Annotated in this window: 20 protein-coding genes; 9 read left to right on the forward strand and 11 right to left on the reverse strand. The window is 59.8% G+C overall.

Annotated elements, in window-relative coordinates; genetic code table 11:
* Window positions 1-183: 183 nt before the first annotated feature.
* Window positions 184-996 carry an MIP/aquaporin family protein gene (locus AC1RQ9_RS09695; RefSeq protein WP_193731509.1) on the reverse strand — a complete coding sequence of 271 codons (813 nt, stop codon included), beginning with the start codon at window positions 994-996 and terminating at the stop codon, window positions 184-186.
* Between the two features lie 444 nt (window positions 997-1,440).
* On the opposite strand from AC1RQ9_RS09695, the gene glpD reads away from it, so the two are divergent.
* The 5 genes from glpD (at window position 1,441) to AC1RQ9_RS09720 (ending at window position 7,544) form a co-directional block, all read left to right on the forward strand.
* Complete coding sequence (gene glpD, locus AC1RQ9_RS09700; protein WP_193731510.1) at window positions 1,441-3,003, forward strand: glycerol-3-phosphate dehydrogenase; 1,563 nt, start codon at window positions 1,441-1,443, stop codon at window positions 3,001-3,003.
* A gap of 69 nt (window positions 3,004-3,072) precedes the next feature.
* The gene (glpK, locus tag AC1RQ9_RS09705; RefSeq protein WP_485986690.1) at window positions 3,073-4,572 is read left to right on the forward strand and encodes a glycerol kinase GlpK; all 1,500 of its coding nucleotides are present in this window, start codon (window positions 3,073-3,075) and stop codon (window positions 4,570-4,572) included.
* A 39-nt stretch (window positions 4,573-4,611) separates the two neighbouring features.
* Window positions 4,612-5,598 (forward strand): class II fructose-bisphosphatase, encoded by a 987-nt coding sequence (gene glpX, locus AC1RQ9_RS09710; RefSeq protein ID WP_193731512.1) that lies wholly within the window; start codon window positions 4,612-4,614, stop codon window positions 5,596-5,598.
* A gap of 48 nt (window positions 5,599-5,646) precedes the next feature.
* On the forward strand, window positions 5,647-6,753 hold the full coding sequence (gene fbaA / locus AC1RQ9_RS09715; RefSeq protein ID WP_193731513.1) for a class II fructose-bisphosphate aldolase: 1,107 nt from the start codon (window positions 5,647-5,649) through the stop codon (window positions 6,751-6,753).
* A gap of 32 nt (window positions 6,754-6,785) precedes the next feature.
* Window positions 6,786-7,544, forward strand: a complete 759-nt coding sequence (locus tag AC1RQ9_RS09720; protein ID WP_193731514.1) for a DeoR family transcriptional regulator — start codon at window positions 6,786-6,788, stop codon at window positions 7,542-7,544.
* A 42-nt stretch (window positions 7,545-7,586) separates the two neighbouring features.
* Here AC1RQ9_RS09720 and AC1RQ9_RS09725 read toward each other — a convergent pair whose 3' ends face one another.
* Entirely contained in the window at window positions 7,587-8,348 is a 762-nt protein-coding gene (locus AC1RQ9_RS09725) for an SDR family NAD(P)-dependent oxidoreductase (protein ID WP_193731515.1), read from the reverse strand.
* Window positions 8,349-8,756: 408 nt separating this feature from the next.
* Here AC1RQ9_RS09725 and AC1RQ9_RS09730 point away from each other — a divergent pair, with 408 nt between their 5' ends.
* Window positions 8,757-10,043 carry an NAD(P)/FAD-dependent oxidoreductase gene (locus AC1RQ9_RS09730; protein WP_485986692.1) on the forward strand — a complete coding sequence of 429 codons (1,287 nt, stop codon included), beginning with the start codon at window positions 8,757-8,759 and terminating at the stop codon, window positions 10,041-10,043.
* An 84-nt stretch (window positions 10,044-10,127) separates the two neighbouring features.
* Here AC1RQ9_RS09730 and AC1RQ9_RS09735 read toward each other — a convergent pair whose 3' ends face one another.
* The 5 genes from AC1RQ9_RS09735 to AC1RQ9_RS09755 are packed head-to-tail and all read right to left on the reverse strand — an operon-like array spanning window position 10,128 to window position 13,572.
* A complete protein-coding gene (locus AC1RQ9_RS09735; RefSeq protein WP_485986694.1) occupies window positions 10,128-10,574 on the reverse strand; it encodes an RrF2 family transcriptional regulator in 447 nt (148 codons plus the stop codon).
* A 15-nt stretch (window positions 10,575-10,589) separates the two neighbouring features.
* Complete coding sequence (locus AC1RQ9_RS09740) at window positions 10,590-11,243, reverse strand: methionine ABC transporter permease (protein WP_193731518.1); 654 nt, start codon at window positions 11,241-11,243, stop codon at window positions 10,590-10,592.
* Window positions 11,224-12,258 (reverse strand): methionine ABC transporter ATP-binding protein, encoded by a 1,035-nt coding sequence (locus AC1RQ9_RS09745; RefSeq protein ID WP_485986695.1) that lies wholly within the window; start codon window positions 12,256-12,258, stop codon window positions 11,224-11,226. The genes AC1RQ9_RS09740 and AC1RQ9_RS09745 overlap by 20 nt, the downstream gene beginning before the upstream one ends.
* On the reverse strand, window positions 12,249-13,070 hold the full coding sequence (locus tag AC1RQ9_RS09750) for a MetQ/NlpA family ABC transporter substrate-binding protein (protein ID WP_193731520.1): 822 nt from the start codon (window positions 13,068-13,070) through the stop codon (window positions 12,249-12,251). Before AC1RQ9_RS09750 ends, AC1RQ9_RS09745 begins: the two co-directional genes overlap by 10 nt.
* 1 nt (window position 13,071) lies before the next feature.
* Window positions 13,072-13,572 (reverse strand): hypothetical protein, encoded by a 501-nt coding sequence (locus tag AC1RQ9_RS09755; protein WP_485986696.1) that lies wholly within the window; start codon window positions 13,570-13,572, stop codon window positions 13,072-13,074.
* Window positions 13,573-14,329: 757 nt separating this feature from the next.
* Between AC1RQ9_RS09755 and AC1RQ9_RS09760 the strand changes: the two genes are divergently transcribed.
* From AC1RQ9_RS09760 to AC1RQ9_RS09770, 3 genes are all read left to right on the forward strand, one after another.
* On the forward strand, window positions 14,330-16,117 hold the full coding sequence (locus AC1RQ9_RS09760) for an alginate export family protein (RefSeq protein ID WP_485986698.1): 1,788 nt from the start codon (window positions 14,330-14,332) through the stop codon (window positions 16,115-16,117).
* Window positions 16,118-17,067: 950 nt separating this feature from the next.
* The gene (locus AC1RQ9_RS09765; RefSeq protein ID WP_193731522.1) at window positions 17,068-18,579 is read left to right on the forward strand and encodes an aldehyde dehydrogenase family protein; all 1,512 of its coding nucleotides are present in this window, start codon (window positions 17,068-17,070) and stop codon (window positions 18,577-18,579) included.
* A gap of 204 nt (window positions 18,580-18,783) precedes the next feature.
* Entirely contained in the window at window positions 18,784-20,064 is a 1,281-nt protein-coding gene (locus AC1RQ9_RS09770) for an NAD(P)/FAD-dependent oxidoreductase (protein WP_193731523.1), read from the forward strand.
* A gap of 34 nt (window positions 20,065-20,098) precedes the next feature.
* Here AC1RQ9_RS09770 and AC1RQ9_RS09775 read toward each other — a convergent pair whose 3' ends face one another.
* From AC1RQ9_RS09775 to rbbA, 4 genes are all read right to left on the reverse strand, one after another.
* Window positions 20,099-20,746, reverse strand: coding sequence for a TetR/AcrR family transcriptional regulator (locus AC1RQ9_RS09775; protein WP_485986699.1), 648 nt, complete (start codon window positions 20,744-20,746; stop codon window positions 20,099-20,101).
* 458 nt (window positions 20,747-21,204) lie between these two features.
* Window positions 21,205-22,641 (reverse strand): TolC family protein, encoded by a 1,437-nt coding sequence (locus AC1RQ9_RS09780; RefSeq protein WP_485986700.1) that lies wholly within the window; start codon window positions 22,639-22,641, stop codon window positions 21,205-21,207.
* Window positions 22,641-23,768 (reverse strand): ABC transporter permease, encoded by a 1,128-nt coding sequence (locus AC1RQ9_RS09785; RefSeq protein ID WP_193731525.1) that lies wholly within the window; start codon window positions 23,766-23,768, stop codon window positions 22,641-22,643. Before AC1RQ9_RS09785 ends, AC1RQ9_RS09780 begins: the two co-directional genes overlap by 1 nt.
* A 4-nt stretch (window positions 23,769-23,772) precedes the next feature.
* Window positions 23,773-26,529 carry a ribosome-associated ATPase/putative transporter RbbA gene (rbbA, locus tag AC1RQ9_RS09790; RefSeq protein WP_485986701.1) on the reverse strand — a complete coding sequence of 919 codons (2,757 nt, stop codon included), beginning with the start codon at window positions 26,527-26,529 and terminating at the stop codon, window positions 23,773-23,775.

A 26,529-nucleotide genomic window follows, 5' to 3' on the forward strand; every position in this document is an offset into this window, starting at 1 on the left:
AGAAATGAACAAAGTTTCCGGGTGCCGCCTTTTTTCACAAAGGCGGCGTTTCACGAAGCTTTTTGAAACAAGCTTTATCAAAAACTTTTGTTGAATTGGTTATCCGGGGCGCGGACCATTCTGGGTCTGCCCCGTGATGAAACGTAACACCGCCGGGATGATCCGGCGGTGCGAAAAGGAAGGTTATGGGACCGGGGGAAGCACCGCGCCGGCGTGACGCGGAATGAACGGACGGATCAGGAACTGGTAACAGCCCGCACCAACCACGCCGCCCAGCAGTGGACCAGCAATTGGCACCCACCAGAAATTGTCCGCCGAAGGCAGTGCGGAACCGCCCCATCCGGCCAGGAAACAGAACAGGCGCGGGCCGAAGTCACGGGCGGGATTGATGGCCCATGCCTCCAGATAGCCTGAACACGCGCCAATGCTGGCCACCAGCAGGCCGATGATCAGCGCGCTGGAATTGGCCTGCGGTGCGACGGTGTTGTACTCGCAGGTGATCGCGAAGATGCCGCCGACCAGCAGCGCCGTCAGGATGGTTTCATCCATGAAGGCATGGAGCGGCGTGATGAATTCGCCCGGATGGGTGAAAAATACCCCGGCCGCCCCGCCATCGGCGCGGCTTATGCCATGCAACTGGTTGTAATGGTCTATGACCGGCTGGTACAGCGTATAGACAAGGGCCGCACCCAGCATGCCCCCCAATACCTGTGCCGCACAGTAGGCAGGCACCTTGCGCCATGAAAAACCACGGTAAAGCGCCAGCGCCACCGATACGGCCGGGTTGGCATGGGTGCCCGATACGCTGCCGGTCACGTAAATCGCGATGGTCACGCCCAACCCCCATACAATGGAAACCCCCCAGTATGAGAGCTTGTAGGGGCTGGGATCATACAGTGTGTACATGGCTGCCACGGAATCACCGATCAGGACAATGATCATGACCGCGATGCATTCTGATATCAGTTCGCCCAGAAACTGTCGGTTCTTTAGCATTTTAACCCACTTTATTCTTTTATTATCATTCGATGGGAATGGGCTGTCCGCCTTGTGGCGGGTTTCCGGCCCTGCCATGTTCTTAAACGAACATATCTGGGTCGGAAAGGGGGACGTGTGCTGGCCGGGGGGAAAGTTTCTCCTTTTTCCTTTTATTTCATTATATTTCATGAAACCTCTCCAGCCTGGCAGATTCGGGGGCATGCCGCGCTGGTGTGTGTCAGACAGCAGCGGGGGCGGGGCGGTGGCTCATACTGCGCGTTTTCGCACATGCACAAAAACCGCCCACACACATAAATACCTGCATATGGCGAATTTATGTCTAAAACCGGCAATATTTATGCATGAAATATTTCACGGAATACCATGGCTGATGTGCGCTTTCCCTATTGAAACGCGCACGATGTTCGTTTACGAACATGCGTATCAGGAGGAACATCTACCATGGCGTCCAAGGACGAAACATTCCGCACCCCTGCGGCACAGGGCGGCCCGCTCGACCTGCTGGTCGTTGGCGGTGGGATCAACGGCACGGGCATCGCGCGCGATGCCGCAGGGCGGGGCGCGTCCGTCCTGCTGGTCGAGCAGGACGACCTTGCCAGCTACACTTCATCAGCCAGCACCAAGCTGATCCATGGTGGCCTGCGCTACCTTGAATATTATGAATTCCGCCTGGTGCGTGAGGCGCTGATCGAACGTGAGCGCCTGCTGCGCATCGCGCCCCACATCATCTGGCCGATGCGCTTCGTGCTGCCCTATACCCCGCAGGCACGGCCCGCATGGATGCTGCGCCTTGGCCTGTTCCTGTATGACCACCTCGCGCCCAACATGACGCTGCCCAAGTGCAAGTCGCTTGATTTCCGCACGAATTCGGCAGGCAGGCCGCTCAACGGCACGCTGGCGCGTGGCTTTGCTTATTCTGATGGATGGGTGCAGGACAGCCGCCTTGTCGTGCTTAACGCCATGGATGCCAAAGTGCACGGGGCCGATATCCGCACCCGCACCCGCCTTGTGCAGGCCCGCCGCGTTAACGGCATATGGGAAGCGGTGATCGAGAACACGCGCGATGGCAGCCAGACGACCGTGCAGGCAAAGGTACTGGTCAATGCCGGTGGCCCGTGGGTGAGCGAGGTGCTGCGTAAGCGCGCGCAGGTCGATTCCGACAAGAACGTGCGCCTGGTCAAGGGCAGCCATATCGTGGTGCCGCGCCTGTTTGACGGGCCGCAGGCCTATATCCTGCAGAACCCGGACAAGCGAATCGTTTTCGCGATCCCCTACGAGCAGAAATTCACCCTGATCGGCACCACCGACGTGCCGTGGACGCAGGCCCCCGGCCGGGTCGAGATCTCGCCCGAGGAAATCAGCTACCTGTGCGAAAGCGTCAGCCGCTATTTCACCAAGCCGGTCACGCCGGATGACGTGGTGTGGAGCTACGCCGGCGTGCGCCCGCTCTATGATGACGCGGCCAAGAACGCCTCCGCCGTGACGCGTGATTACGTGCTGGATGTGGACACGCAGGGCAATCAGGCGCCGATGCTGTCCATCTTCGGTGGCAAGATCACCACGTACCGCAAGCTGGCCGAACACGCGCTGGAGAAGCTGCAGCCCTTCCTGCCGGTCCTGTCCGCGCCGGGCTGGACCGCGGATCAGGTGCTGCCCGGCGGTGACCTGGGCGAGGGCGGGTTTGATGGCGCGGTCAGCCGCCTTGCGGCAAAGGCCCCGTTCCTTGATGCACAGCTGTGCTGGCGTCTGGTGCGCAATTATGGTTCGCGTGCGACTGAAATCGTGGGTGATGCGCGCAGCATGGCTGATATGGGCGAGCAGTTTGGCGGTGGCCTGACCGCGCGTGAAGTGGAATACCTGATCGCGCATGAATGGGCGCAGACGACCGAGGATATCCTGTGGCGCCGTTCCCGCATGGGGCTGCATGTGACCGATGAGGACGCAGGCCGCCTTGACACCTACCTGCGTGGCCGCCAGCCGGTCGCTGCAAAATCGGCTTCGTGACAAACAGGCCGTGGGCGTAACATCGTCCACGGCCAGAACCGCATCCGCCCGTCAGGGCAGGAGAAGATAATGAACAAGAAGAACAGAATTCTCGCTATCGATCAGGGAACGACCTCGACCCGCAGCATCGTCTTCGATCGTGACATCAATGCGCTTTCTGTCGCGCGTACCGAATTTGCCCAGCATTACCCCAATCCGGGCTGGGTCGAACACGATCCGGAGGAAATCTGGTCCAACGTCCTGTCCACCGCGCGTGAAGCCATTGAAAAGGCCGGTGGTCCGGGTACGATCGCGGGGATCGGCATTACCAACCAGCGCGAAACCGTTGTCGTGTGGGACCGGGAAACGGGAAAGCCCATTCACCGCGCCATCGTCTGGCAGGACCGGCGCACGACGCCTGTCTGCGCGCGCATGCATGAACAGGGGCATGAACCGCTTGTGCGCGAACGCACCGGGCTGCTGCTGGATCCCTATTTCTCGGCCACGAAAATCGCGTGGATCCTTGATAATGTCGAAGGTGCGCGCGTGCAGGCCGAGCAGGGAAAGCTGGCCTGCGGCACGATCGACAGCTTCCTGCTGTGGCGGCTGACGGGTGGGCGGGTGCATGCCACCGATACGACCAATGCATCACGCACGCTTCTGTTCAATATCCATACCTGCGCGTGGGATGATGACCTGCTGGCGCTGTTCAACGTGCCGCGCGCCATCCTGCCCGAAGTACGCACCAACAGCGAAATCTTTGGCGAGACCCGGGCCGAGCTGTTTGGCGAACCGTTGAAGGTCGCGGGCATGGCGGGTGACCAGAATGCCGCCATGGTGGGGCAGGCCTGCTTCAGGCCCGGCACGGCCAAGGCGACGTATGGCACGGGCTGTTTCGCGCTGCTCAATACCGGGACCACACCGGTCCAGTCCGAAAACCGCATGCTGACCACCATCGCCTACCGCATCGGTGCCGAGACGACATACGCGCTGGAAGGGTCGATTTTCGTGGCCGGCGCCGCCATCCGCTGGCTGCGTGACGGGCTTAGCCTGATTACCCATGCATCCCAGACCGATGACATGGCGACCCGCGTGCCGCACAGCCATGGCGTCTATATGGTGCCCGGTTTTGTCGGCCTTGGCGCACCGCACTGGGACCCGGATGCCCGTGGCCTGATCTGCGGGCTGACGCTGGATGCAACGGCGGCCCATATCGCCCGCGCGGCGCTGGAATCGGTGGCGTATCAGACGCTTGATCTCATGGATGCCATGCATGAGGATGGTGGCGAGGAACTGAGCGCACTGCGTGTTGATGGCGGGATGTCGGTCAATGACTGGTTCTGCCAGTTCCTTGCCGATATGCTGCGCACGCCGGTGGAACGGCCCAAGCAGGTCGAGACGACGGCCCTTGGCGCCGCTTTCCTGGCCGGGCTGGCGACAGGGGTATGGAGCAGCATTGCGGAAGTCGAGGGCACCTGGAGCCGCGGGCAGCTGTTCCGCCCCACAATGGACAAGGCCCAGCGCGACAGCATGGTGGCAGGGTGGCATCTGGCGGTGCGCCGCACGCTCAGCGCCACCATTGCTGCGTAACCGACGAATTATAGCAAGAAAACAGGAAAAGAGTGTTTCATGACCTCCACCCGGCATAATCCCTATCAGGTTACGGATCGCAACCTTGCGCTTGAACTCGTCCGCGTGACGGAAGCGGCCGCCGTGGCCGCGTCGGCATGGACAGGCCGTGGCCAGAAGAACGAAGCCGACGGTGCGGCGGTGGAGGCCATGCGTCGTGCGTTCGACACGGTTGCCATCAACGGCACCGTGGTCATTGGCGAAGGCGAGATGGATGAAGCCCCGATGCTGTTCATCGGGGAAAACGTGGGTGCGGGCGGCCCCGGCATGGATATTGCCGTGGACCCGCTGGAAGGCACCAACCTGTGCGCCAAGAACCTGCCCAACGCGCTGACGGTTGTGGCCCTGGCGGAAAGCGGCAACTTCCTGCATGCACCCGACATCTACATGGACAAGATCGTTGTCGGCCCCTACCTGCCCGAAGGCGTGGTGGACCTGGACAACAGCATCGAGACCAACCTGAAGTCGCTGGCGGCCGCCAAGAAATGCGACGTGTCCGAACTCATGCTGTGCACGCTGGACCGTGAACGCCATGAGGAACTGATTTCGCGCGCCCGCGCCGTTGGTGCCCGCGTGACGCTGCTCAGTGATGGTGACGTGGCGGCTGCCATTGCCGCATGTCTGGATGATAGCGAAATCGACATTTACGTGGGGTCGGGTGGCGCGCCCGAAGGTGTGCTGGCCGCCGCGGCCGTACGCTGTGTGCATGGGCAGATGCAGGGTCGCCTGCTGTTCGAGGATGACGGGCAGATCGAGCGTGCGCGCAAGATGAACCCCGGCGCCGACCCGTCGCGCAAGCTGGCGCTGGAAGACATGGCGCGGGGCGATGTCCTGTTTTCGGCCACTGGCGTTACGGGTGGGGCGCTTCTGCGCGGTATCCGCCGCAGTGGCCTGCGCACGGTCACGCATTCGCTGGTCATGCGTTCCAAGTCCGGCACCATCCGTTTCGTGGAAGGTCATCACGACTACCAGACCAAGACCTGGTGAACATTTTATCCGTTGCATAACAACAATAACAGGCAATAGAGAAACGACATGACCGATACAGCGAACGCGGTTTCCCACCGTCTGGGTCTGAAGCCCGGTGTGGTGACGGGTGCTGATTACCGCCGCCTGGTTGAAACCTGCCGGGACGAAGGCTACGCCCTGCCTGCGGTGAACGTCGTGGGCACGGACAGCATCAACGCCGTGCTGGAAGCCGCCGCCCGCAACCGTGCCGATGTCATCATCCAGCTATCGAATGGGGGGGCGCGTTTTTACGCGGGCGAAGGCATGAAGGACGCGGATCAGGCCCGCGTGCTGGGTGCCGTGGCCGCGGCGCGTCATGTCCATACGGTGGCGGCCGCCTATGGCGTGTGCGTGATCCTGCATACCGACCATGCCGACCGTAAGCTGCTGCCGTGGATTTCCGGCCTGATCGATGCGAGCGAAGAAGCGGTGAAGGAAACCGGCCGGCCGCTGTTCTCCTCGCACATGATTGACCTTTCGGCGGAACCGCTGGAGGACAATATCGCCGAATGCGCCACCTTCCTGCGCCGCATGGCCCCGTTGGGCATCGGCCTTGAAATCGAGCTTGGCGTGACGGGTGGCGAGGAAGATGGCGTAGGCCATGACCTCGATGACGGCGCGGACAACGCCCATCTCTATACCCAGCCCGAAGACGTGCTGAAGGCGTATGAAGCGCTGTCCCCGCTCGGGTTCGTGACCATTGCCGCGTCGTTCGGCAATGTGCATGGCGTCTACGCGCCCGGTAATGTCAGGCTGCGGCCCGAAATTCTGCGCAATTCGCAGGCGGCGGTGGCAAAGGTTACGGGGCGGGGTGAAAAGCCGCTGGCGCTGGTATTCCATGGTGGTTCGGGGTCCGAACAGTCCAAGATTACCGAAGCCGTGTCCTATGGCGTGTTCAAGATGAATATCGATACCGATATCCAGTTTGCATTCGCCAGCAGCATTGGCCGCTACGTGCATGAACATGCCGAAGCCTTCAGCCACCAGATCGCACCCGGCACCGGCAAGCCGACCAAGAAACTGTATGACCCGCGCAAGTGGCTGCGGGTTGGCGAACAGGGGATCGTGGACCGTCTGGAACAGTCCTTTGCCGATCTGGGGGCCACCGGGCGCACGGTTGCGCGCGCGATCTAGGTTTTGGATGACGCAGTGGAGTAACAGGCAACGTGTCAGCTGAAGAACGCCACCATGAAATTATCACACTGGTGCGCACCCAGGGTTACGTCTCGAACGAGGAACTGGCCCAGAGGCTGAATGTTGCGGTCCAGACCATCCGCCGTGATGTCAACCTGTTGGCCCGGCGCGGGCTGGTGGCGCGGCATCATGGCGGGGCGGGGCTGGCCTCGTCGGTCGAGAATATCGCCTATTCCGAACGCCAGGTGCTCAACCGCCGCGCCAAGGAAGCCATCGGCCACCTTGCCGCCCGGCAGATACCCGACAATTCATCCCTGTTTGTCAGTATCGGCACCACCACGGAAGCCTTTGCCAAGGCATTGCGGCGGCACAAGGCGCTGCGTGTCATCACCAACAACCTGCATGTCGCCACCCCCCTGTCCGCGCAGACGGATTTCCAGGTGATCGTGACGGGGGGACTGGTGCGGTTTTATGACGGCGGGATTACCGGTTCCGCCGCCAGCACCTTTATTGAACAGTACCGTACCGACTTCGCAGTAATCGGCATAAGCGGGATCGAGGAAGATGGTACGCTGCTGGATTTTGATGCAGATGAAATCAGCGTGGCGCAGGCCATGATGCGCAATGCCCGGCGTGTCTACCTGCTGGCGGACCAGACCAAGTTTGGCCGCAGGCCCATGGGACGGCTGGGACACCTGTCGCATGTCCATGGTTTCTTTACCGACCGGCAACCATCCGAACGCATATGCGCGCTGCTGCGCGAACATGACGTGGAACTGCATATCGCCTGATGGACGGGGGCGGGCGTGACCGCCTGCCCAACGTTCATGGCGTTACTGCGCCAGATACCCGCCATCAACCGGCAGGACCGCGCCAGTGATGAATGACGCGTCATCGGATGCCAGGAACAGGATCGCGCTGGCGATTTCCGCAGGCTTGCCCATGCGTCCCATCGGGTGCATCTCGACCACCTTGCGGATGGCGTCCGCATCCATTTTAGCCACTGCCGGGGTATCGATCGTGCCGGGTGCCACGGCATTGACACGTACGCCCTTGTCCGCAAGGTCGATGGCGAGATGCTTGGTAATGCCCGATGCCACGAACTTGGCCGGTCCATAGACCGCCTGTCCTTTCTGCCCGGCAAAGGCGGAAATGGAGGACAGGCAGACAATCGCACCCTGTCCGGCATGCACCATCTCGGCGGCGGCGTACTTGCAGCTCAGGAACATGCCGCGTGCGTCCACCGCCATGGTATGGTCCCACAGATCCGCCGTGGCGGTGGCCAGGTCGGCTTCAGGAATGACGCCCGCATTGGCGACAAGAATGTCGATCCGGCCGAAATGCTTCATGGTTTCATGGACCACGCGCTTGATATCCGCCTCGCTTGTGACATCGGCGGGAACTGAAATCACGGGCACCCCGCTTTTTTCAAACTGGCTGACCAGCTCATCCAGCGCATCGGTATTGAGGTCGGTCAGTGCCAGTCGCGCGCCCTCTGCCGCGAAGCGTTCGGCCGTGGCCCGACCGATCCCGCTTGCGGCACCGGTAATAAGGGCGACCTTGTCCTGAATGCGTCCATGTGGGGTGGCGGTCATGGTTTCTCCTGCTGTCCTGTCATTGATTTCAGTATGTTGGCATAGCTGTTGCGTCTGCCGTTATGCGGGCTAACGTCGGGAATGGATAGATGTTGCCCGTCATGTCCGCTGCTCGGGGCTGCTGCGCGAGGGACGGGGGTGAGGGGATCTATGACGCCCCGATGCAATAGATCGGGTTCTTTTGATCGCCTGTGCCGATATCCCGTTTTTCCGCGCTCTGGCGCGAAAAATGGGGGGCGTGGATGACAGGTTGTTGCGCCTTCGTATCTGAATCCGTGCCAGCGCATGTTTCGGGCACGGGCTGGATTGCCTATAATCCCGTCAACGTGGTTTGTATGGATGTGGCGTATCGGGGTTTTCCATGTGGGGGCCGGAGCGCCGTGCGAGCGGGTTTGGAGCATTATCGAGATGGCACAAAAGTTTCGGATCGTTATTGTAGGCGGTGGTGTGGCCGGGCTTGCGCTGGCGACACGGCTGGGCAATTCGGTCGGACGCTCGGGGCGGGCGGAGATCACATTGGTGGACAAGAGCTTCGCCCATGTGTGGAAGCCGATGCTGCACTGCTTTGCCGCCGGCACGGCCGCGAATGAAAATGACCGCATAAGCTTCATGTCACAGGCCAGCCGCCATCATTTCGAATTCTGGCCTGGTGAGATCACGGCCCTTGACCGTCAGGCCAAGACCATTTCGCTAGCCCCCATCAAGGATCCGCTGACCGGTGAGCAGGTGGTGGACGCCCGCACGCTGGATTATGACGCGGTGGTCCTGTCCATCGGCAGCCGGGCGAATGATTTCGGCACGCCAGGTGTGGCCGAACACTGCATGTTCATCGACAATCTGGTGGATGCGAACGGTTTCAATGACCGCTTTCGCATGGAACTGCTGCGGGCGTTTGCCAATCATCAGGAACTGGATATCGCCATTGTCGGCGGTGGCGCCACTGGCACGCAGCTGGCGGCGGAACTGCACAAGGCGCTGGATCTGGCATCGCTTTACAGTTTCGGCCAGAAACCGCCCAAGCTGCGCATCACCCTGCTGGAGGCCGGGCCGCGCATCCTGCCGGCATTCCCTGAATCCGTATCGGATGCGGCCGTCAAGCAGCTTGAGGCTATCGGTGTCGATGTCCGCGCGGGTGCCATGGTCAGTGGCGCGGATGAAAACGGCTTTATCCTGAAGGACGGTAGCCGTGTTCCGGCAACGCTGCGGGTTTGGGCTGCGGGCGTGAAGGCACCGGATGTGACAAAGCAGTTTGGCGGGCTGAAGCTGTCGCGTTCCGGCCAGCTTGAGGTCAGGCCGACGCTACAGGTCATGGAAGATGACAACATCTTTGCCATGGGCGACTGTGCCTTCATTGCTGAAAAACCCGTCGCCCCGACCGCGCAGGCCGCCCGCCAGCAGGCGCACCACCTGGCCAAGGCATTGCCTGCATGGATGATGAGCGGCCAGCCGCTGCCCGCCTTCACCTTCCATAACAAGGGGGCTGTCGTGGCGCTGGGTGATTATAATGGCTGGGGCACGTTCCCCGGCGGTACGGTGTTTGGCGGTGGCTGGCTGCATGGGCTGTCGGCGCGGATGGTACATCTCATGCTGTATCGCCAGCATCAGTTTGAACTGTATGGGCCGGTGCGTGGCACGATTTCGTGCCTTGTGGACTGGCTGGATGTATTCGTGCGCCCTTCCGTCCGGCTGGACTGATTGAAAATCATGAGAAGTTTTTGGTGACGCCTTTTTGAAAAAAAGGCGGCGCCCAAAAACTTTTATCTTTTAGAAAATAGCAGTTTATATCGAAAAATTGGCCGGACTGCCGGGCGGGCGCTGCAGGCCACGTGTTTCGGCCTGCCGCACGAAGTCATGCAATGTGACCTTGCTGTATTCGTGGGTCAGAAGACCTTCCATCTGGTCCAGAAAGGGCCGGACAACCGTATTGAACAGCGTGCCCTGACGTCGTTCGGCCGGGGCGTCGTCATGCATCGCGGCCCGGTATATATCCGCCAGCAGGATTTCACCTGCCGGATGGCCCAGCCGGTAGCCCCCATGCGGGCCACGCACGCCCTGCAACAGGCCGGACCGGGCAAGGGATTGCACGATGGGTTCGATCCCACGCCGTGCCAGACCAGAGCGGTCCGCAATATCGATCGTGCTGACCGGCCGACCGGCAATGCTGTAAAACGCCACGTCCAGCATGATGATCAGGGCAGTGGCGGTCCGGTCACGTACGCTGTGCATGGGCATGGCCCCCTGTCAGGTATGGCGCAGGTGATTGGAAATTGCGTTCCCGATAGTTTGTAGCAACGCGACAAAGACAATCAGGACCAGTACCACGAGCGTCATGATTTCCGTATTGAAACGCTGGTAGCCGTAACGGATGGCGACATCACCCAGTCCGCCTGCCCCCACCGCCCCGGCCATGGCCGATGCCCCGGTCAGCGTAATCAGGGTAACGGTCAGGCCCGCGACAAGTCCGGGCAGGGCTTCGGGGATCAGGACATGGCGGACGATCATCCACCGGGTACCGCCCATGGTCCGTACCGCGTCAACCAGTGCCGGGTCCACTTCGCGCAGCGAGACTTCGGCAATGCGGGCGAAATACGGTATGGCCGCAAGCGATAGCGGCACGATGGCCGCCGTAGTCCCAAGCGACGTGCCCACGATCATGCGAGTGACGGGAATAAGGATCACCAGCAGGATGATGAAGGGAATGGCGCGCAGCATGTCAATGACCAGCCCCAGCAGGCGCGCCACGGGCGGGCAGGGCAGCAGGCCGTCCCGGCGGGTGGCCACCATGACCAGCGCCAGCGGCAGGCCGCCAATTACGGCTACAAGCCCCGATATCAGCACCATCTGCGCTGTTTCCCACGTTGCGCGCAGGATCAGGTCAAAGATCAGCCGGGACATAACCAAGAACTTTCAATGAGGGGTCGAGGCCATGGAGGAAATCGTGGATTTCGGCTGGATAATCGCTCAGGCACACAATCATGTCGGTAAAGGGCTGACCCGCGATTTCGCTGGTCCCACCCGCCAGTATGGTGGCGTCCACCCCGAAACGCCGTCCCAGGGTGGACAGCACTGGTTGCCCCGCCACTGCTCCGCCCATGCGCAGGCGTATGACAATGCGCGCGCCGGCGCAGTCTGTATCGACCAGTCTGGCGCGGATGGCGGGGGGTACCTGCGGCTGTGTTTCCGACAGGAGCGCCTGTGTCACGGGCGAACGCGCATCCGCGCCCAGAATATCCAGCGTCGGGCCGTTTTCTACCACGCGGCCATGATCCAGGACGACCAGATGGGTCGCAATCCGGCGGATGACATCCATTTCATGGGTAATCATGATGATGGTCAGGCCCAGTTCGCGGTTGATGCGGGCCAGCAGGTCAAGGATGGATGTCGTTGTTTCAGGATCAAGGGCGGATGTCGCTTCATCACACAGCAGCAGGGCAGGTGCGTTGGCCAGTGCACGGGCGATGCCTACGCGCTGTTTCTGCCCACCCGATAGCTGCGCCGGCCATTTATGGCCATGATCCGACAGCCCGACGAGGGAAAGCAGTTCGGTAATCCGTGCCGCCCGCCGCGCGCGCGACATGCCCGCGATTTCAAGCGGCAGGCTGATATTGCCCGCCACCGTGCGGGAACCCAGCAGATTGAAATGCTGGAATACAAACCCGATCCTGCGCCGCAGGCCAATCAGTTGCGACAGGGGCAGGGTGGTCAGGTCGTGTCCCTCGATCATGATATGACCGGTATCGGGCCGGTCCAGCGCACCAAGGCAGCGCAGCAGGGAACTCTTGCCCGCGCCCGATCGGCCAATCACGCCCAGTATTTCGCCCTGTGCCACGGTGAAGCTTATGTCATCCAGTGCAAGGTGGCCGCCAAAGCTGCGGCTGATATTGCTGACCTGAACCAGTGCTACGTCCATGCTGGCACGACCGAACCGTGGAAGATCGTCTCGATCGCCGTGCGGGTGGACGGCTGGTGGACCGCATTGACCAGTGGCGTCACCCACGGTGCCTTCGCATCGGCCGCATTGACGGCAATGAAGTTGACGTACGGGTTGTCTTGCAGGGATTCCTGCCCGATTTTCTGTTTCTGCAGGTCAATTTCCGCCTTCAGCGCCCAGTTGGTATTGACGACGGCCGCATCCAGGTCGGGCAGGGAGCGCCCGACAATCCCGGCATCCAGTTCATGAAATGTCAGGTTGCGCGGATTGTCGGTAATATCCAGCGGGGTCGGCAGCAGGCCCGCAGAAGGTGCAAGCCTGATCAGTCCCAGCGTTTCGAGCAGATGCAGCGCGCGGCCTTCATTACTGGGATCGTTCGGCACCCCGATCACGGCGTTCCGTGGCAGCTCGGTCACCGACTTCCAGCGTGCCGAATACAGCCCGATGGGCGAAAAATAGGTATTTCCGACTGCAACGATGTCATATCCGCGCGCGGCGATCTGCGCCTGCAGGAAGGGGCCGTGCTGGAAGGCATTGGCATCAATTTCATGCTCGGCCAGAGCTTCGTCAGGGGTGTTGTAGTCGGAAAATGTCACGATGGAGAGGTCCAGCCCCTCCTTCGCGGCGTTGGCGGTGATGACACGCCACAGATCCTCATCCTCGCCCGCCATGATCCCGATGCGCAACCGTCTGGCATCCGCTGCCTGTGCTGCATGGATCATGGGCAGGCAGGTTACGGTCCCCAGCAGGGTAAGGGCGTGTCTTCTTGTGATGGGGGCGTTCAGTTTCATTTCATTCCTGATTCGGATGACTGTTTCTGCCGTGGAAAAACCGGCATTGCGTTTCATACGATGGCGTATGGCAGTCGCCATGGACTGATCCGGGTTTTAGGTAACGTTCCTGCCTGTTGGTGTGCGGATTGATGGGCGCATGAAAATACAATTTTTTATGATGGTCAACATTAATCACGAAATTATAAGTTAATTTCTTTCGGAAAAAGGCTGCTTCCTGATTGCCCAAAGGGACCGGGGCGGTGCCGTGATAGCCATGAATATCATGGCCTACCCATTGAAAATAAAAAATATCGTTATGTTGATGTCGGATTGTCCCGCAAAAAAACACCATCATACAGTGAATAATCTTGAGATACGCAAATGCCCCGTTTTCTATCCTGCCAGCATCCGGTCCGATCATATTTGATGTTCTGGTGTGGCGGGATAATCTGCGCACCATCATGGATCTGGCCCCCTGTTCTTGGGGCAAGAGCGCAGCAATGCGGGGCATCCGGTTCATGGTCTGCCCTTAATTAAGAGATCGTTTGAAACAACGCATGGATAACTAAAATGAAAGGTCTTGGATGTCCCTTTTTTTGCAAAAAGATTTACCAAAAAATTCTTTATAATTGATACGATATTGCAAAGGTTGGTTTTTCAAGCCGTCTCTGAACGGATGTGCGCGGGCCTGCTATAAGGGACGTTTCAGGGATCCATACCCACAGGAAAGAAAGGCGCATTTTATATCGTGGAATAATTCACGAATATGATCGTATGATAAGTCTGTGCCTTCGTTGTCACATACTTCTGGCATAGGGAAGCAGTATGGTTGTCCCTGCCGTTAACGAAGCATGGAGCGGATTGCATCCCGTACAGCCAGAATCATAAATATTCTTTTTATATCAATAGAATACAGGAAAATGTCATTCTGGCGCAGTACGCATGGTACCTGCATTTATGAATGTTTCCATCCCTTTTTGGGACAACAGGGATCTATGATCCATGGCCGATGATGGATACGGGTATATAGTACGATCCTTATCGTTTTATATGCGACAAAAATGTCTCCCGCCATTTTTATGTTCCATTCCAAAAATAAAATATAATGTTTTACAACAGATGGTTAATAGAAATTTTTCCGATATTCTACGTATTTTGAACGCTCACGAAGGGGAATATAAAAATACGTCATTGACGTGTTTTTAATTACATAATACGTAAATAAACAGTGCTTAATGAACCATGATGCCCAGCATATAGCGAAGTGGTATGTGACAATGTTGCCATCCCTGAATTCAGCCGCGACCGTTCGCTACCGTTCCATCCGCAGGAAGGGCGCCTGCACGCATTCCGTGCGGGACGGCAGGAAGGGGACAGATTTCCATGTCCTGGCCATGCTGCTCAGCCTGCCTGCGGGGATTGTTACCATGGGGCAGGGGGCACATGCGGCCGCTCCCGTTTCGGTCAATGCGGCAGGGACAGCCGTACCGGCAGGACAGGCATCACAGTCACAGTCTGAAAACGTGATTGTCCGTATCGGGCGGCGTCCCCCGATACAGGTCTATCCGCATGCCAACCCGGTGGGGCAGCCCCTGCGCATGAGTGGCGCGGAAAACCGCAAGAATGGCCATCAGTATGACTGGGGCGTGTTCAACCGGGGGAATGGGGAATCCGCAGGGTTCGGCCCGGTCGGGACGTATGGCGTGACACCGTGGGCCGAGGACTGGAGCAACCTGCGCGGCAGGAAAAACCATAATGATCCCTTTGACGTGCTGAAATACATCCCGCTGACCCGCAGCGGGAATGTATGGATCAGTTTTTCCGGCGAAACCCGCCTGCGTAACTGGTTTGAAACCCGTCCGCTGCTTGGTACGCAAAAGCCTAATGATTCCGGGCGCTTCGCCGTGCGCAATCTGTATGGTGCGGATCTGCATATCGGTTCGCACCTGCGCTTTTTCGGTCAACTGGTAAATGCCGATGCCGCTGGGTGGGGCGGGTACGGTTATGGTTCGACCTATCGCAAGCGTCTGGATGCGCAGCAGGCCTTTGTGGAAGTACGGTGGAATATGCTTGGCGCCAAAAGTGGCTTCATTTTTGGACGGCAGCAGTTCCTCGATGCGCCATCCTACATGCTGTATGCCCGTGAGACGCCGAACGTGCCGCTGTCATGGGACGGGTTCCGCGGTTACATGGTATGGAAGCGCATCCGTATCGACGGATGGGGTTTCGTGCAGACATATGACAGTGAAAACAAGATGTTTCATGATACTGAAAACTATGCTTCGCGCCTGTACGGTTTCAATACGACATGGGCGCCCCCTGATTTCACCTTCATGGGGCAGAAAGGGTATTCCTTTGTCGATGCCTTTTATATTGGCTACAAGCTGAATGGCGCGGCCGGGGCGATTGCGGGGCCGGGCGGTTCGGTTACCGGGTCCAACACGCGCAATAATTTTGGCATGCGCTGGCATGGCGTGGCGGGGCCGATTGAATTCTCGGTGGGCGGCATCTGGCAGGGGGGTGTATTCCGTCCGTCCGGGACCACGCTGGCGCGCAATGTCAGTGCCTATGCCATCAATTCCTCGGTGGGTTACCGTTTTTCCGAAAAGACGCTGAATACATTCGCCGGGATCCAGACGGATGTGTATTCGGGTGGCAATTCGTCTGACCGGACAGGGACGATTGGTACCTATATTGCCCCCTTCAACCCGCAGACCAACTACCTTGACACGACAACGTACATGACGGCGTCCAACCTGATCAGTTTCGCGCCGCTGGTCCGGATTACGCCATTCAAGTCTGTCAGCATCCAGTTCAAGTATCCACTGTTCTGGCGTGACAGTGTGAACGACCCCATTTACAAATCATCGGGTAATTACAAGTTTTCTGGTAATTTCCGTGGCAGGTTCATTGGCATGGCGCCCCAGGTATCGATTGCCTGGCAGATCAACACGCATGTGTCATGGACGCAGTATGCATCCCGTTTCATGACGTCGCATGCCCTTAATGCTGCTGGTGGTTCCAGTGGAACGTATTACCAGTCAAATTTTGTATTCCGGTTCTGACGATATGCGGCAATATGGATGGGTTACATTGGGAAACCTGTCATGTGCAACGGCCTGCAAATCATCGAGACTATTTAAAAACAACCAATTGATAAAAAACAATAAAAGTTTTTGGGTGCTGCCTTTTTTCAAAAAGGCGGCGTTCTTTTGAAGCTTTTGCAAAAAGCTTCACCAAAAACTTCCTTTAATTTTAAAGTGCTGTCATGTGCTGACTTTTCAAACAGTCTTATAAAGAAGTTTTGGGTGAAGCTTTTTCAAAAAAATCAGGGAATGTCACTTTTTTGGAAAAGTGGCATCCAGAAACTTTTATTATTTCATTCATTCATTATTTATTTCCAACAGTATTTGATAGATTCTTGAATAAAAGCCATCCGGCAAGCAGGCAATCCTGCATGCCATTATGTTATGGATGCATTGCAGTTATCGCCGTAATCGCTGCGTCATGGTGAACCGGGCGGGCGGGGGAGAAATGTGTCCCCCAACCATGCCAGCCCGACGGCATATCCATGGCACCCGGTGTCCTGTCATGGCATGCGCCATCATGTCCCATCCGGACAGCAGATACGAAAAATTAAATATTTTCCTGATTATATTATGGCTAACACACTGATATTTATATATTTACACCATGGTCCTTATGGCACCAGATGCACACCTCACGTTTACGTTACCTATTTTCGGGTTGCGGTCATGCTCCGCTCTATATATCGATGAATATAGATGGTGCCCCGGCAATGACCGGGGTATGGCCAGAGGGCGGTCCGGTTTGAAAGGGGATCATGTTCACGCGAAATGATTGCCGTGCGAACAGGACAGTCATCCAGACCAGATCCATGCCTATGTTTTGGGTTTAGTGTAAAAATCAGGAATGGCGCAGGGATTTAATAAATAATCATACGCATTCCTTCAGGTGTTCCTGATTGAAAAATAATTTCTGGAGTAATATTTCCATGCCGTCAGACAGTATCTCAGCAGCCCCCCCGTTCAAGGCCCGTTATGGCAACTATATCGGTGGCAAGTGGGTGGCTCCCGTTGATGGTCATTACCTGACCAACACTTCCCCCGTTGATGGCCGCGTGCTGTGTGAAGTTCCGGCTTCCACCGCAGCCGACGTGGAACTGGCACTTGATGCCGCCCACAAGGCCAAGGCCGCATGGGGTGAAATGGCCCCGGCTGACCGCGCGCTGATCCTGCTCAAGGCAGCCGATATCATGGAAAAGAACCTCGACCTGCTCGCCCGGGCCGAGACATGGGACAACGGCAAGCCCATCCGCGAAACCATGACCGCCGACATCCCGCTGGCAATCGACCATTTCCGTTACTTCGCTGGCTGCATCCGCGCCCAGGAAGGCACGCTGAGCGAGATCGACGCCACCACCATCGCCTACCATTTCCATGAGCCGCTGGGCGTAGTGGCCCAGATCATTCCGTGGAACTTCCCGCTGCTCATGGGTTCGTGGAAGCTGGCCCCCGCGCTGGTCGCCGGGAACTGCGTGGTCATGAAGCCCGCCGAAAGCACGCCCGCTTCCATGCTGGTGCTGATGGAACTGATCGGTGACCTGTTCCCGCCCGGAACGCTGAACATTGTCAACGGCCTGGGCAAGGACGTGGGTGCCGCCCTGTCCAACAGTGACCGTATTGCAAAGATCGCCTTTACCGGTTCCACCCCGACCGGCAAGATGATCGCGCACGCTGCCGCCGAACACCTGATCCCGGCAACGCTGGAACTGGGTGGCAAGTCGCCGAACATCTTCTTCGCCGACATCATGGACAAGGACGACGATTACCTGGACAAGGCAATCGAAGGCTTCACCATGTTCGCCCTTAACCAGGGCCAGATCTGCTCCTGCCCCAGCCGTGCGCTGGTCCATGAATCGATCTATGAGAAGTTCATGGAGCGCGCTCTGCCCCGCATCAAGGCGATCCGTCAGGGCAACCCGCTTGATCCCAACACCATGATGGGTGCGCAGAACTCCCACGGGCATCAGGAAAAGATCCTGTCCTACATCGATATCGGCAAGGGCGAAGGCGCTGAACTGCTGACCGGTGGCGGCCGTCCCGATCTTGGTGGGGACCTGAACAACGGGTGCTACGTGCAGCCGACCGTGTTCAAGGGCAACAACAAGATGCGCATCTTCCAGGAAGAGATCTTTGGCCCGGTTCTGGCCGTAACGACCTTCAAGACGGAAGAAGAAGCGCTGGCCATCGCCAACGACACCCCCTTCGGCCTCGGCTCGGGTGTGTGGAGCCGTGACGCCAACACCTGCTACCGCATGGGTCGCGGGCTGGAAGCCGGTCGCGTGTGGATCAACTGCTATCACGTCTATCCCGCGCATGCGGCATTCGGCGGATACAAGAAGTCCGGCATCGGCCGTGAAACCCACAAGATGGTGCTTGAGCACTACCAGCAGACCAAGAACATGCTGGTCAGCTACAGCGACAAGAAGCGCGGCTTCTTCTGATCCGCTGATGGGGTGAAAACCCCATAGGGCACAAGGCATGGCGCGGCGGTCGGACTGGTTTACCGGGTCGGCCGCCGCGGCATGTTACCCGGGTCACGCGCGTAGAACCCGGCACAAGGCAGTTTTCGGTATTTCAGGATATGCGACAGGGTTTTTCCCACGGGACCGGGACACTGTGCGGCAGTAGTAAAAAAGAGGCATAGGATGGCACAAAAGTTTCGGGTCGTAATTGTTGGGGGCGGTGTGGCCGGTCTGGCGCTGGCAACACGGCTGGGTGATTCAATCGGCAAATCGGGCCGGGCGGAAATCACGCTGGTTGACAAGAGTTTCGCCCATGTATGGAAACCGATGCTCCACTGCTTTGCAGCGGGCACGGCCGCTAACGAAAACGACCGCATCAGCTTCCTGTCGCAGGCCAGTCGCCATCATTTCGAATTCTGGCCGGGTGAGATTGCGGGCATGGACCGCAAGGCCAAGACCATTACCCTTGCCCCGGTTGTCGAACCGACGGGTGAGGTGATCCTGGATGAGCGCAAGCTGGAATATGACGCGCTGGTGCTGTCGATCGGCAGCCGCGCCAATGATTTCGGCACCCCAGGCGTGGCCGAGCACTGCCTGTTCATTGACAACCTTGTGGATGCCAACGGCTTTAACGACCGTTTCCGCATGGAACTGCTCAAGGCGTTCGGTAACAACGAACAGCTTGACATCGCCATTGTGGGTGGTGGTGCCACCGGCACGCAGCTTGCAGCGGAACTGCACAAGGCGCTTGACCTTGCCTCGCTCTACAGCTTTGGCAAGAAGCCGCCCAAGCTGAACATTACCCTGCTTGAAGCTGGTCCCCGTATCCTGCCGGCCTTTCCCGAAGCGGTCTCGACCGCCGCGCAGAAGGAACTGGAGAAAATCGGCGTGAGTGTGAAAACCTCCGCCATGGTCAGCGGTGCGGATGAAAAAGGCTTCATGCTCAAGGATGGCACGCGCATTCCCGCAACGCTGCGTGTCTGGGCGGCAGGGGTGAAGGCGCCTGATGTCACGCGCAAATTCGGTGAGCTGAAACTGTCACGCTCCGGCCAGCTTGAGGTCCGCCCGACGTTGCAGCTTGTGGAAGATGACAGCATCTTCGCCATGGGTGACTGTGCCTTCATCGCGGACAAGCCCGTTGCGCCCACCGCACAGGCCGCCCGCCAGCAGGCCCATCACCTGGCCCGTTGCATGCCCGCATGGATCAATGGCCGCCCGCTGAAGCCTTTTGCATTCCATAACAAGGGCGCGGTCGTGGCGCTGGGTGATTATAATGGCTGGGGCACTTTCCCCGGTGGCAAGGTATTCGGTGGCGGCTGGCTGCGTGGTATCAGCGCGCGCATGGTCCACCTGATGCTGTATCGCCAGCACCAGTTCGAACTGTATGGCACGTTCCGTGGCCTGATGTCCTGCCTTGTGGACTGGCTGGATGTGTTTGTTCGCCCGTCCGTGCGCCTGGACTGACGCGGCACAGGTTCCCTGATCGCTGCCTGCTGGCTCAGGCAGCGTCCTCTGGCCCGGCCCCGGCATGGTCGGGCCAGAGTGACGCCTGCAGTTCATATGTTTTCTGCAAAAGCGGCACCAGCGCGGGCCGCCCCTTCAGCCGGATCCATTCATCCAGCGCCGTACGGAAAATGGCGATTCCGCCACGTGCCATAAGGCGTGCGGCCATCCGGCGGTTCTTGCGTTCGGTAATCCGCTTCGCCAGCCCTTCCGCCAGACAGTCCTCCCACTTGCCATATTTCTGCAAGCTGACTGTCTGCAGCGAAGGCGTCTTTTCAATCAGATAGACAAAAGCATAGGTATCCTGCCGGTTCGCCGCGATGCGTGGCACCAGCGAGGTAAAGGCATGCATCATGGCGTCCGCCGGGTGCATGTCGGCGGGGCAGGTGGCCAGGGCGTCATTCAGCGTCTGTGTCATGCCCCGCGTCCATGCCAGCACGATATCGCCCTTCGTCTCGAACATGCGGAACAGGGTCCGGCGCGAGACTTCGGCCGCGTCGGCAATTTCATCCACCGTGGTCTGGTCATAGCCCTGGGCGGAAAACAGCCGCATTGCCTCGGCAATCAGAGTGGTGCGCGCACGTGCCTGCTTGCGTTCACGTAAACCCGGCTTGGGGGAAATGGTCGGGGCAACGGGCTTCATTCAATCTCCTCTTGTCCGGGTCATCATGCAGCAGCGCATCGTGAACATTCAAGACGCGAGAAAATGGTGGTTCATGGCCAGAACGGGCCGTTGTGGCCAGCATGCTGGCGGCATTGACAGGTAGGTAATGCGTTCTGCCACGAGTATCAGGCCATGTCGAGGCACGGACCAGACGGTAGCCTGTCATATCCCCTACATTGACCGATAGCGAAGCGGGCCATGGTGCGGTCGGTCTCAGTGTGTCAGGCGTTGTCGTTGCCGACAGGTGGCAGGCTGGTCGTTACGTGGATGGAGGGCATCGTCGATATCCCCGCATGTGACGCGCCGGGTCATGGATGGCAGCCACAGGACCGGGCAATGATCCCTGCGCCTGCCGGTCATGCCGGCCTGTACGGGGAAAGGGATATGTCTGGCGAAATGGTGTTTCATGACCGGGCGGGGGTCATGAAACATTCCCGTTATTTATGCACTGTCACGCTTTCGGGCTGCCAGCCCCCGCCCAGCACGCGGGCAAGCTGTATGGTGGCGGATGTGCGGGCGTCCTGATTGTCCAGCACGCTGGCCTGCGCATCCAGTGCCGTCATGCGTGCGCTCAGCACATCGCCAAAGGTACGCTGGCCGCCGGTGTATAGCCCCATCATGTCACTGGCGACCTGTTCGGCCTGATGCTGTGCACGGGTCAGGTCCGTATCGCGTGCATCCAGGCTCAGGCGGTTTTCATAACCATCCTCGACTTCTGCCAGTGCGTGCAGGATGCTGTTGTCATATCCCGCAACCGCGGCATCAAGCCGTGCACTGGCGGCATGTATGCGCGCCTGTATGCGGTTGGCCGTAAAGATCGGCAGGTAGGTGGTCAGCGCGATCAGGCCACCCGTGCCCGACAGGCCGGGAATGCCATCAAAGCGCAACCGTCCGTCCCCGCCAAAGAATTCCAGCCCGAAGCGGGGCAGCAGGTCGGTCTTGGCGCTTTTCAGCCGGTTGAGCGCCGCATCCACCTGGTCGCGTCGCGCACGGATGTCAGGACGGCGTTCCAGCACCGTGTCGGGCATCTGCCCCACGGGTGGCGCAGGCACGTAATAGGCGGGCGGCGGTGCAAGGGCAGGCAGTCCTTCGGGGGGCTGTCCCGACAGCACGGCCAGACGCCTGCGCACAAGGTCAAGATGTGCAACCAGCACCGGCCTGCGCGCCTTCAGGTCAGACAGTTTCTGGTCAACGCCCGTCAGATCCGCCGCCGTTGCCTGTCCTGCGGCAAAACGGGCCTGACCATACCGGTGCAACTGTTCAAGCATGCCAATGCCGCGATCGGTCAGGGCGATCTGGCGCTGTAGCCCCTGCGTCTGCAGGTAATCATTGGCGGCATCGGCGGCAATGACCATCTGTACGCCGTGGAAGTACTCTTCTTCCGTCTTCATGCCTGCTTTCGCAGCCTTTACATCCGCATGGCGACCGCCAAACAGGTCCGGTTCCCATGACGCGCCAATGCCTGCCAGATGCCCGTCGGTGCCGGGGTCATTGCTGGTCGGCAGGGTGCTGGGATTGCGCCAGTACATGCCGCCACCCATCATGTTCCCCGTTGCCCCAACGGTGGGGTATAGCGCGGATTTCGCGACCGTATGCATTGCACGGGCTTCCAGCACGCGGTCACGCGCGATGCGGATGTCGGGGCTGGCGGCAAGGGCCGTGTCCACCGCCTGCACCAGTGCAGGGTCATGCCATGCTTCCCACCAGCGCGTAAGGTCGGTAGCGGGTAGCGTTGTTGCGGACGTTTGCGAAAACTGTCTGGGCACCGTGACATGCGACGCCGGTACGCGCGTGCGGAATGGCGAACATCCCGCCAGCCCCACGGCCATTGCAACGCCCCCCATGCAGGCGACCCGTGCCAATCTGTTCTTCATTATTCCTGCCTTGCCAACATGGATCTGAAGCGCGCGAGCGCAAATACAAGAAATACAATTCCCGTCACGGTTACGGTCAGCAGGGGCTGGAGGATCGCACCCAGCCCCGCATCACGGTACAGGATGGCCTGTGACAGGTTGACGAACTGCGTGGTAGGCAGGAAGCGCACCACCACCTGCATGGCGGCGGGCATGCTTTCCACCGGTGTCGCGGCCCCCGACAGCAGGTAGGCCACCGCATAGACCGGCACCACCAGCAGCCCGAACTGCGGCATGGTGGGGGCGACCGTTGCCAGCATGATGCCCAGCGCCGTGGCCGAAAACAGGTACAGCAGTGAACATGCGGCAAACAGCGTGACCGATCCCGCCAGCGGTACCCCCAGCCAGACATGCACCACCAGCCACAGCGACACGATGGCCGCGACAAAGATGACCAGCCCGTTGGTGACAATCTTGGCTACCGCGATCTCACTGGCCGTGACGGGCATGACCAGCAGGTGCTCCAGCGTGCCATGCTCGCGTTCGCGTATGACCGCCGCCCCCACCAGCACGATGGACAGGATGGTGATGTTGGTCACGATCTGCATGACCGAGGTGAACCACTTCGATTCACTGTTGGGGTTGAAGCGGATGCGGCTGGGCGCGGTAAAGGGGATCTGGTCCACCAGTGCCGGCGCATGCAGCATGTCGTTGACTTCCCCCAGCATGATTTCATTCAGGTACTCTGTTCCCAGTCCCGCCTGTGTCATGGCGGTGGCGTCCACCCGCAACTGTACGGCGGGGGTGCGCCCGGCCTTGACGTCCGCTTCGAACCGGGGCGGGATGTCGACAACGAAAATGTAATCGCCTTCATCCATGCCATGCAGGGCCTGCGCGCGGTCCACCAGCACCGGGGGCTTGAAATAAGGGGGCAAAACCGCGTCGCGCATCCGGCGCGACAGGGCGGAATTGTCTTCGTCAATAAAGGCGATGGTGGCATTGGAAACTTCCACCTTCACCCCATTGGCCACCAGCAGCACGCCAGCGGTAAACGCAAATACGATCAGCCCCAGCAGCACGCGATCATGCACCAGGCTGCGCAGTTCCTTGCCGCACAGAAGACCAACATTGACCAGCCAGCGCATCATGCCGTCATGCTTCCTGTTTTTTCAGCAGCAGGCGCGCCGCCAGCATGTAGACCGACCCGAAGGCGGCCAGTGCGATGTACATGGGCCAGAAGCTGCTGGTCCCCAGCCCCTTGGTAAAGCAGCCAAGGCTGATCAGCTGGTACCATGAGGCCGGAAAGCCCAGCCCCACGATGCGGCTGATCCCCGTCAGGGTGGAAGCGGGATAAAGCAGCCCGGAAAAATTGACCGCCGGGATCAGGCAGATGATGGACGTGCCGAAAATGGCTGCGACCTGTGAACTGACAAAGGTCGAGATCAGCAGCCCCAGCCCCGTGGCCGACAGAACGAACAGGACGCCCCCGATGGTCAGCCCCAGCAGCGACCCCTTCAGCGGCACGCCCATGACGATCACGGACACCGCCACCAGCATGAAATAGCTGATCGTCGCCAGCGCCACATACGGCGCCTGCTTGCCCATCAGGTACTGCCCCACCGATGCGGGGGAGGCGTAGAGGTTGACGATCGATCCCACCTCCTTTTCCCGCACCACGCCCAGGGCGGTCAGCATGGTCGGGATCAGGATCAGTGCAAGCATGATGACGCCGGGGGTCATGGCGTAGATGCTGCGGAATTCCTGATTGTAGGAAAAACGCGGCTCGATCGTGATGGGGGTCGCGGGCTGCTGCGGCAGTTCCCGGCCCAGGGTTGTCGCATATCCCCCCAGCACGCCGGTGACATAGGCACGCACATTGGCCGCGAGGAAGGGCACGGCGCCATCAATGATCACGCCCACTTCCGGCCTGCGCCCTGCTTCCATGTCACGGGCGAAGCCTGCGGGAATATCCAGCGCCAGCTGCACACGGCCATTGCGGATGGCGCGATCCAGCGTATCGGCATCGGCCACGGGTGCGCGTTCATGGAAATAGGCCGAGCCACGGAAACTGTCGATCAGGTCGCGGCTGATGGTGGTCCGGTCATGGTCGCTGACGGTAAAGCCGATCCCTTCCACATCGAATGAAATGCTCGACGCCGCCACCACCAGCAGGATCAGTGGCCCGATCAGCGCAAAGGTCAGGCGCAGCCGGTCGCGCAGCAGTTCAACCGCCTCGCGCCGGGCAAAGGCCCATGCCCGTGGCAGCCAGCCGCCCCCCAGCCTGCCAAACCGGGTGGCCAGCCTGTTGCTGACGCCATGCCACCATGCGCGCGCGGGTGCTGCGGGTTTCGGTGGCGGGGCCTGCGCATCGGTTGCCGCCTCGGCATCTTCCAGATAGGCGATGAAGGCGGCTTCCAGGTTGGGCGCCCTGCGTTTTTCAACCAGTTCGGTCGGCGTGCCGACCGCCAGCACATGCCCCCGGTGCATGAGCGAGATCCGGTCGCATCGCGCCGCTTCGTTCATGAAGTGGGTGGACACGAAAATCGTCACGTGCCCTTCACGTGACAGGCGGATCAGGTGCCGCCAGAACATGTCGCGCGCCGCAGGGTCCACGCCCGATGTCGGTTCGTCAAGGATCAGGATTTCGGGATTGTTGATGCACGCCGCCGCCAGTTGCAGGCGCTGGCGGATACCCAGCGGCAGGGAAGCCGGGCTGACATCGGCATAGGGACGCAGTTCAAACGAATCAAGCGACTGTTCGACCGCCTGCGTGGCCTTGCCGGGGGGCATGCGGTACAGCCGCGCCTGCAGCATGAGGTTCTGCCGCACGGTCAGTTCCTCATATAACGAGAACGCCTGTGACATGTACCCGATACGCATGCGGGTTTTCATGTCGCCCGCCGTGATCTGTTCGCCAAACAGCTTGGCCGTGCCGCTGGTCACGTCCAGCAGGCCGGTCAGCATCTTCATGGTGGTGGACTTGCCGCAGCCGTTGGAGCCGAGGAAGCCGAAGATTTCACCCCGGCTGATGGTGAAGCTTACGTCGCTGACCGCCGTGAAACTGCCAAAACGGCGGGTCAGGTGTTCGGCCTCGATGGCGGGCGGGCCGCCGGGATTTGTATAGGGCGGAATGATGAAACCGCTGGCCTGCTGGCGTCTGGCATCCGGCAGCAGCGATATGTAGGCATCTTCCAGCGACGTGGTGTGCGTGCGTTCCAGCACGCTATGGGTCCGGTCACTGATCAGGACCCTGCCGCCATCCATGGCTACCAGCCACGCAAACCGCTCCGCTTCATCCATATACGCGGTGGACACGATGACCGTCATGGACGGCCGCTCCTTGCGCAGCTGGTCCACCAGTGTCCAGAACTGCTGGCGCGACAGCGGATCGACGCCCGTGGTCGGTTCGTCCAGGATCAGCAGGTCGGGGTCATGCACCAGCGCACAGCACAGGCTGACCTTCTGCTTCATGCCGCCCGACAGGTGGCCCGCCGCCCGGTCGGGGAAGGGGGCCAGCCCCGTGGCATCCAGCAGGCGCTGGATGCGTGCATCACGCGCCTGCGCATCCATGCCGAACAGGCGGGCGAAGAAATCGATGTTTTCCCATACCGACAGCGTGGGATACAGGTTGCGGCCCAGACCCTGCGGCATGAAGGCGACGCGCGGCAGGAACGCCTCCCGTGCGCGGCGGTCGCCCATATCCGATCCCAGCACGGACACCGTGCCCGACTGCAGCCTGCGCACGCCGGCAATCAGGCCCAGCAGGGTGGATTTGCCCACGCCATCCGGCCCGACAAGGCCGATGGTGGTCCCGGCGGGCAGGTCCAGCGTTACGTTGTCCAGTGCCGTGACCGCGCCATAGCGGTGGGTCACCCCCGTAATGGTGATGCCCGCCGGGTTATGCGGCAT

The sequence above is a fragment of the Komagataeibacter ossonobensis genome (assembly GCF_057359305.1).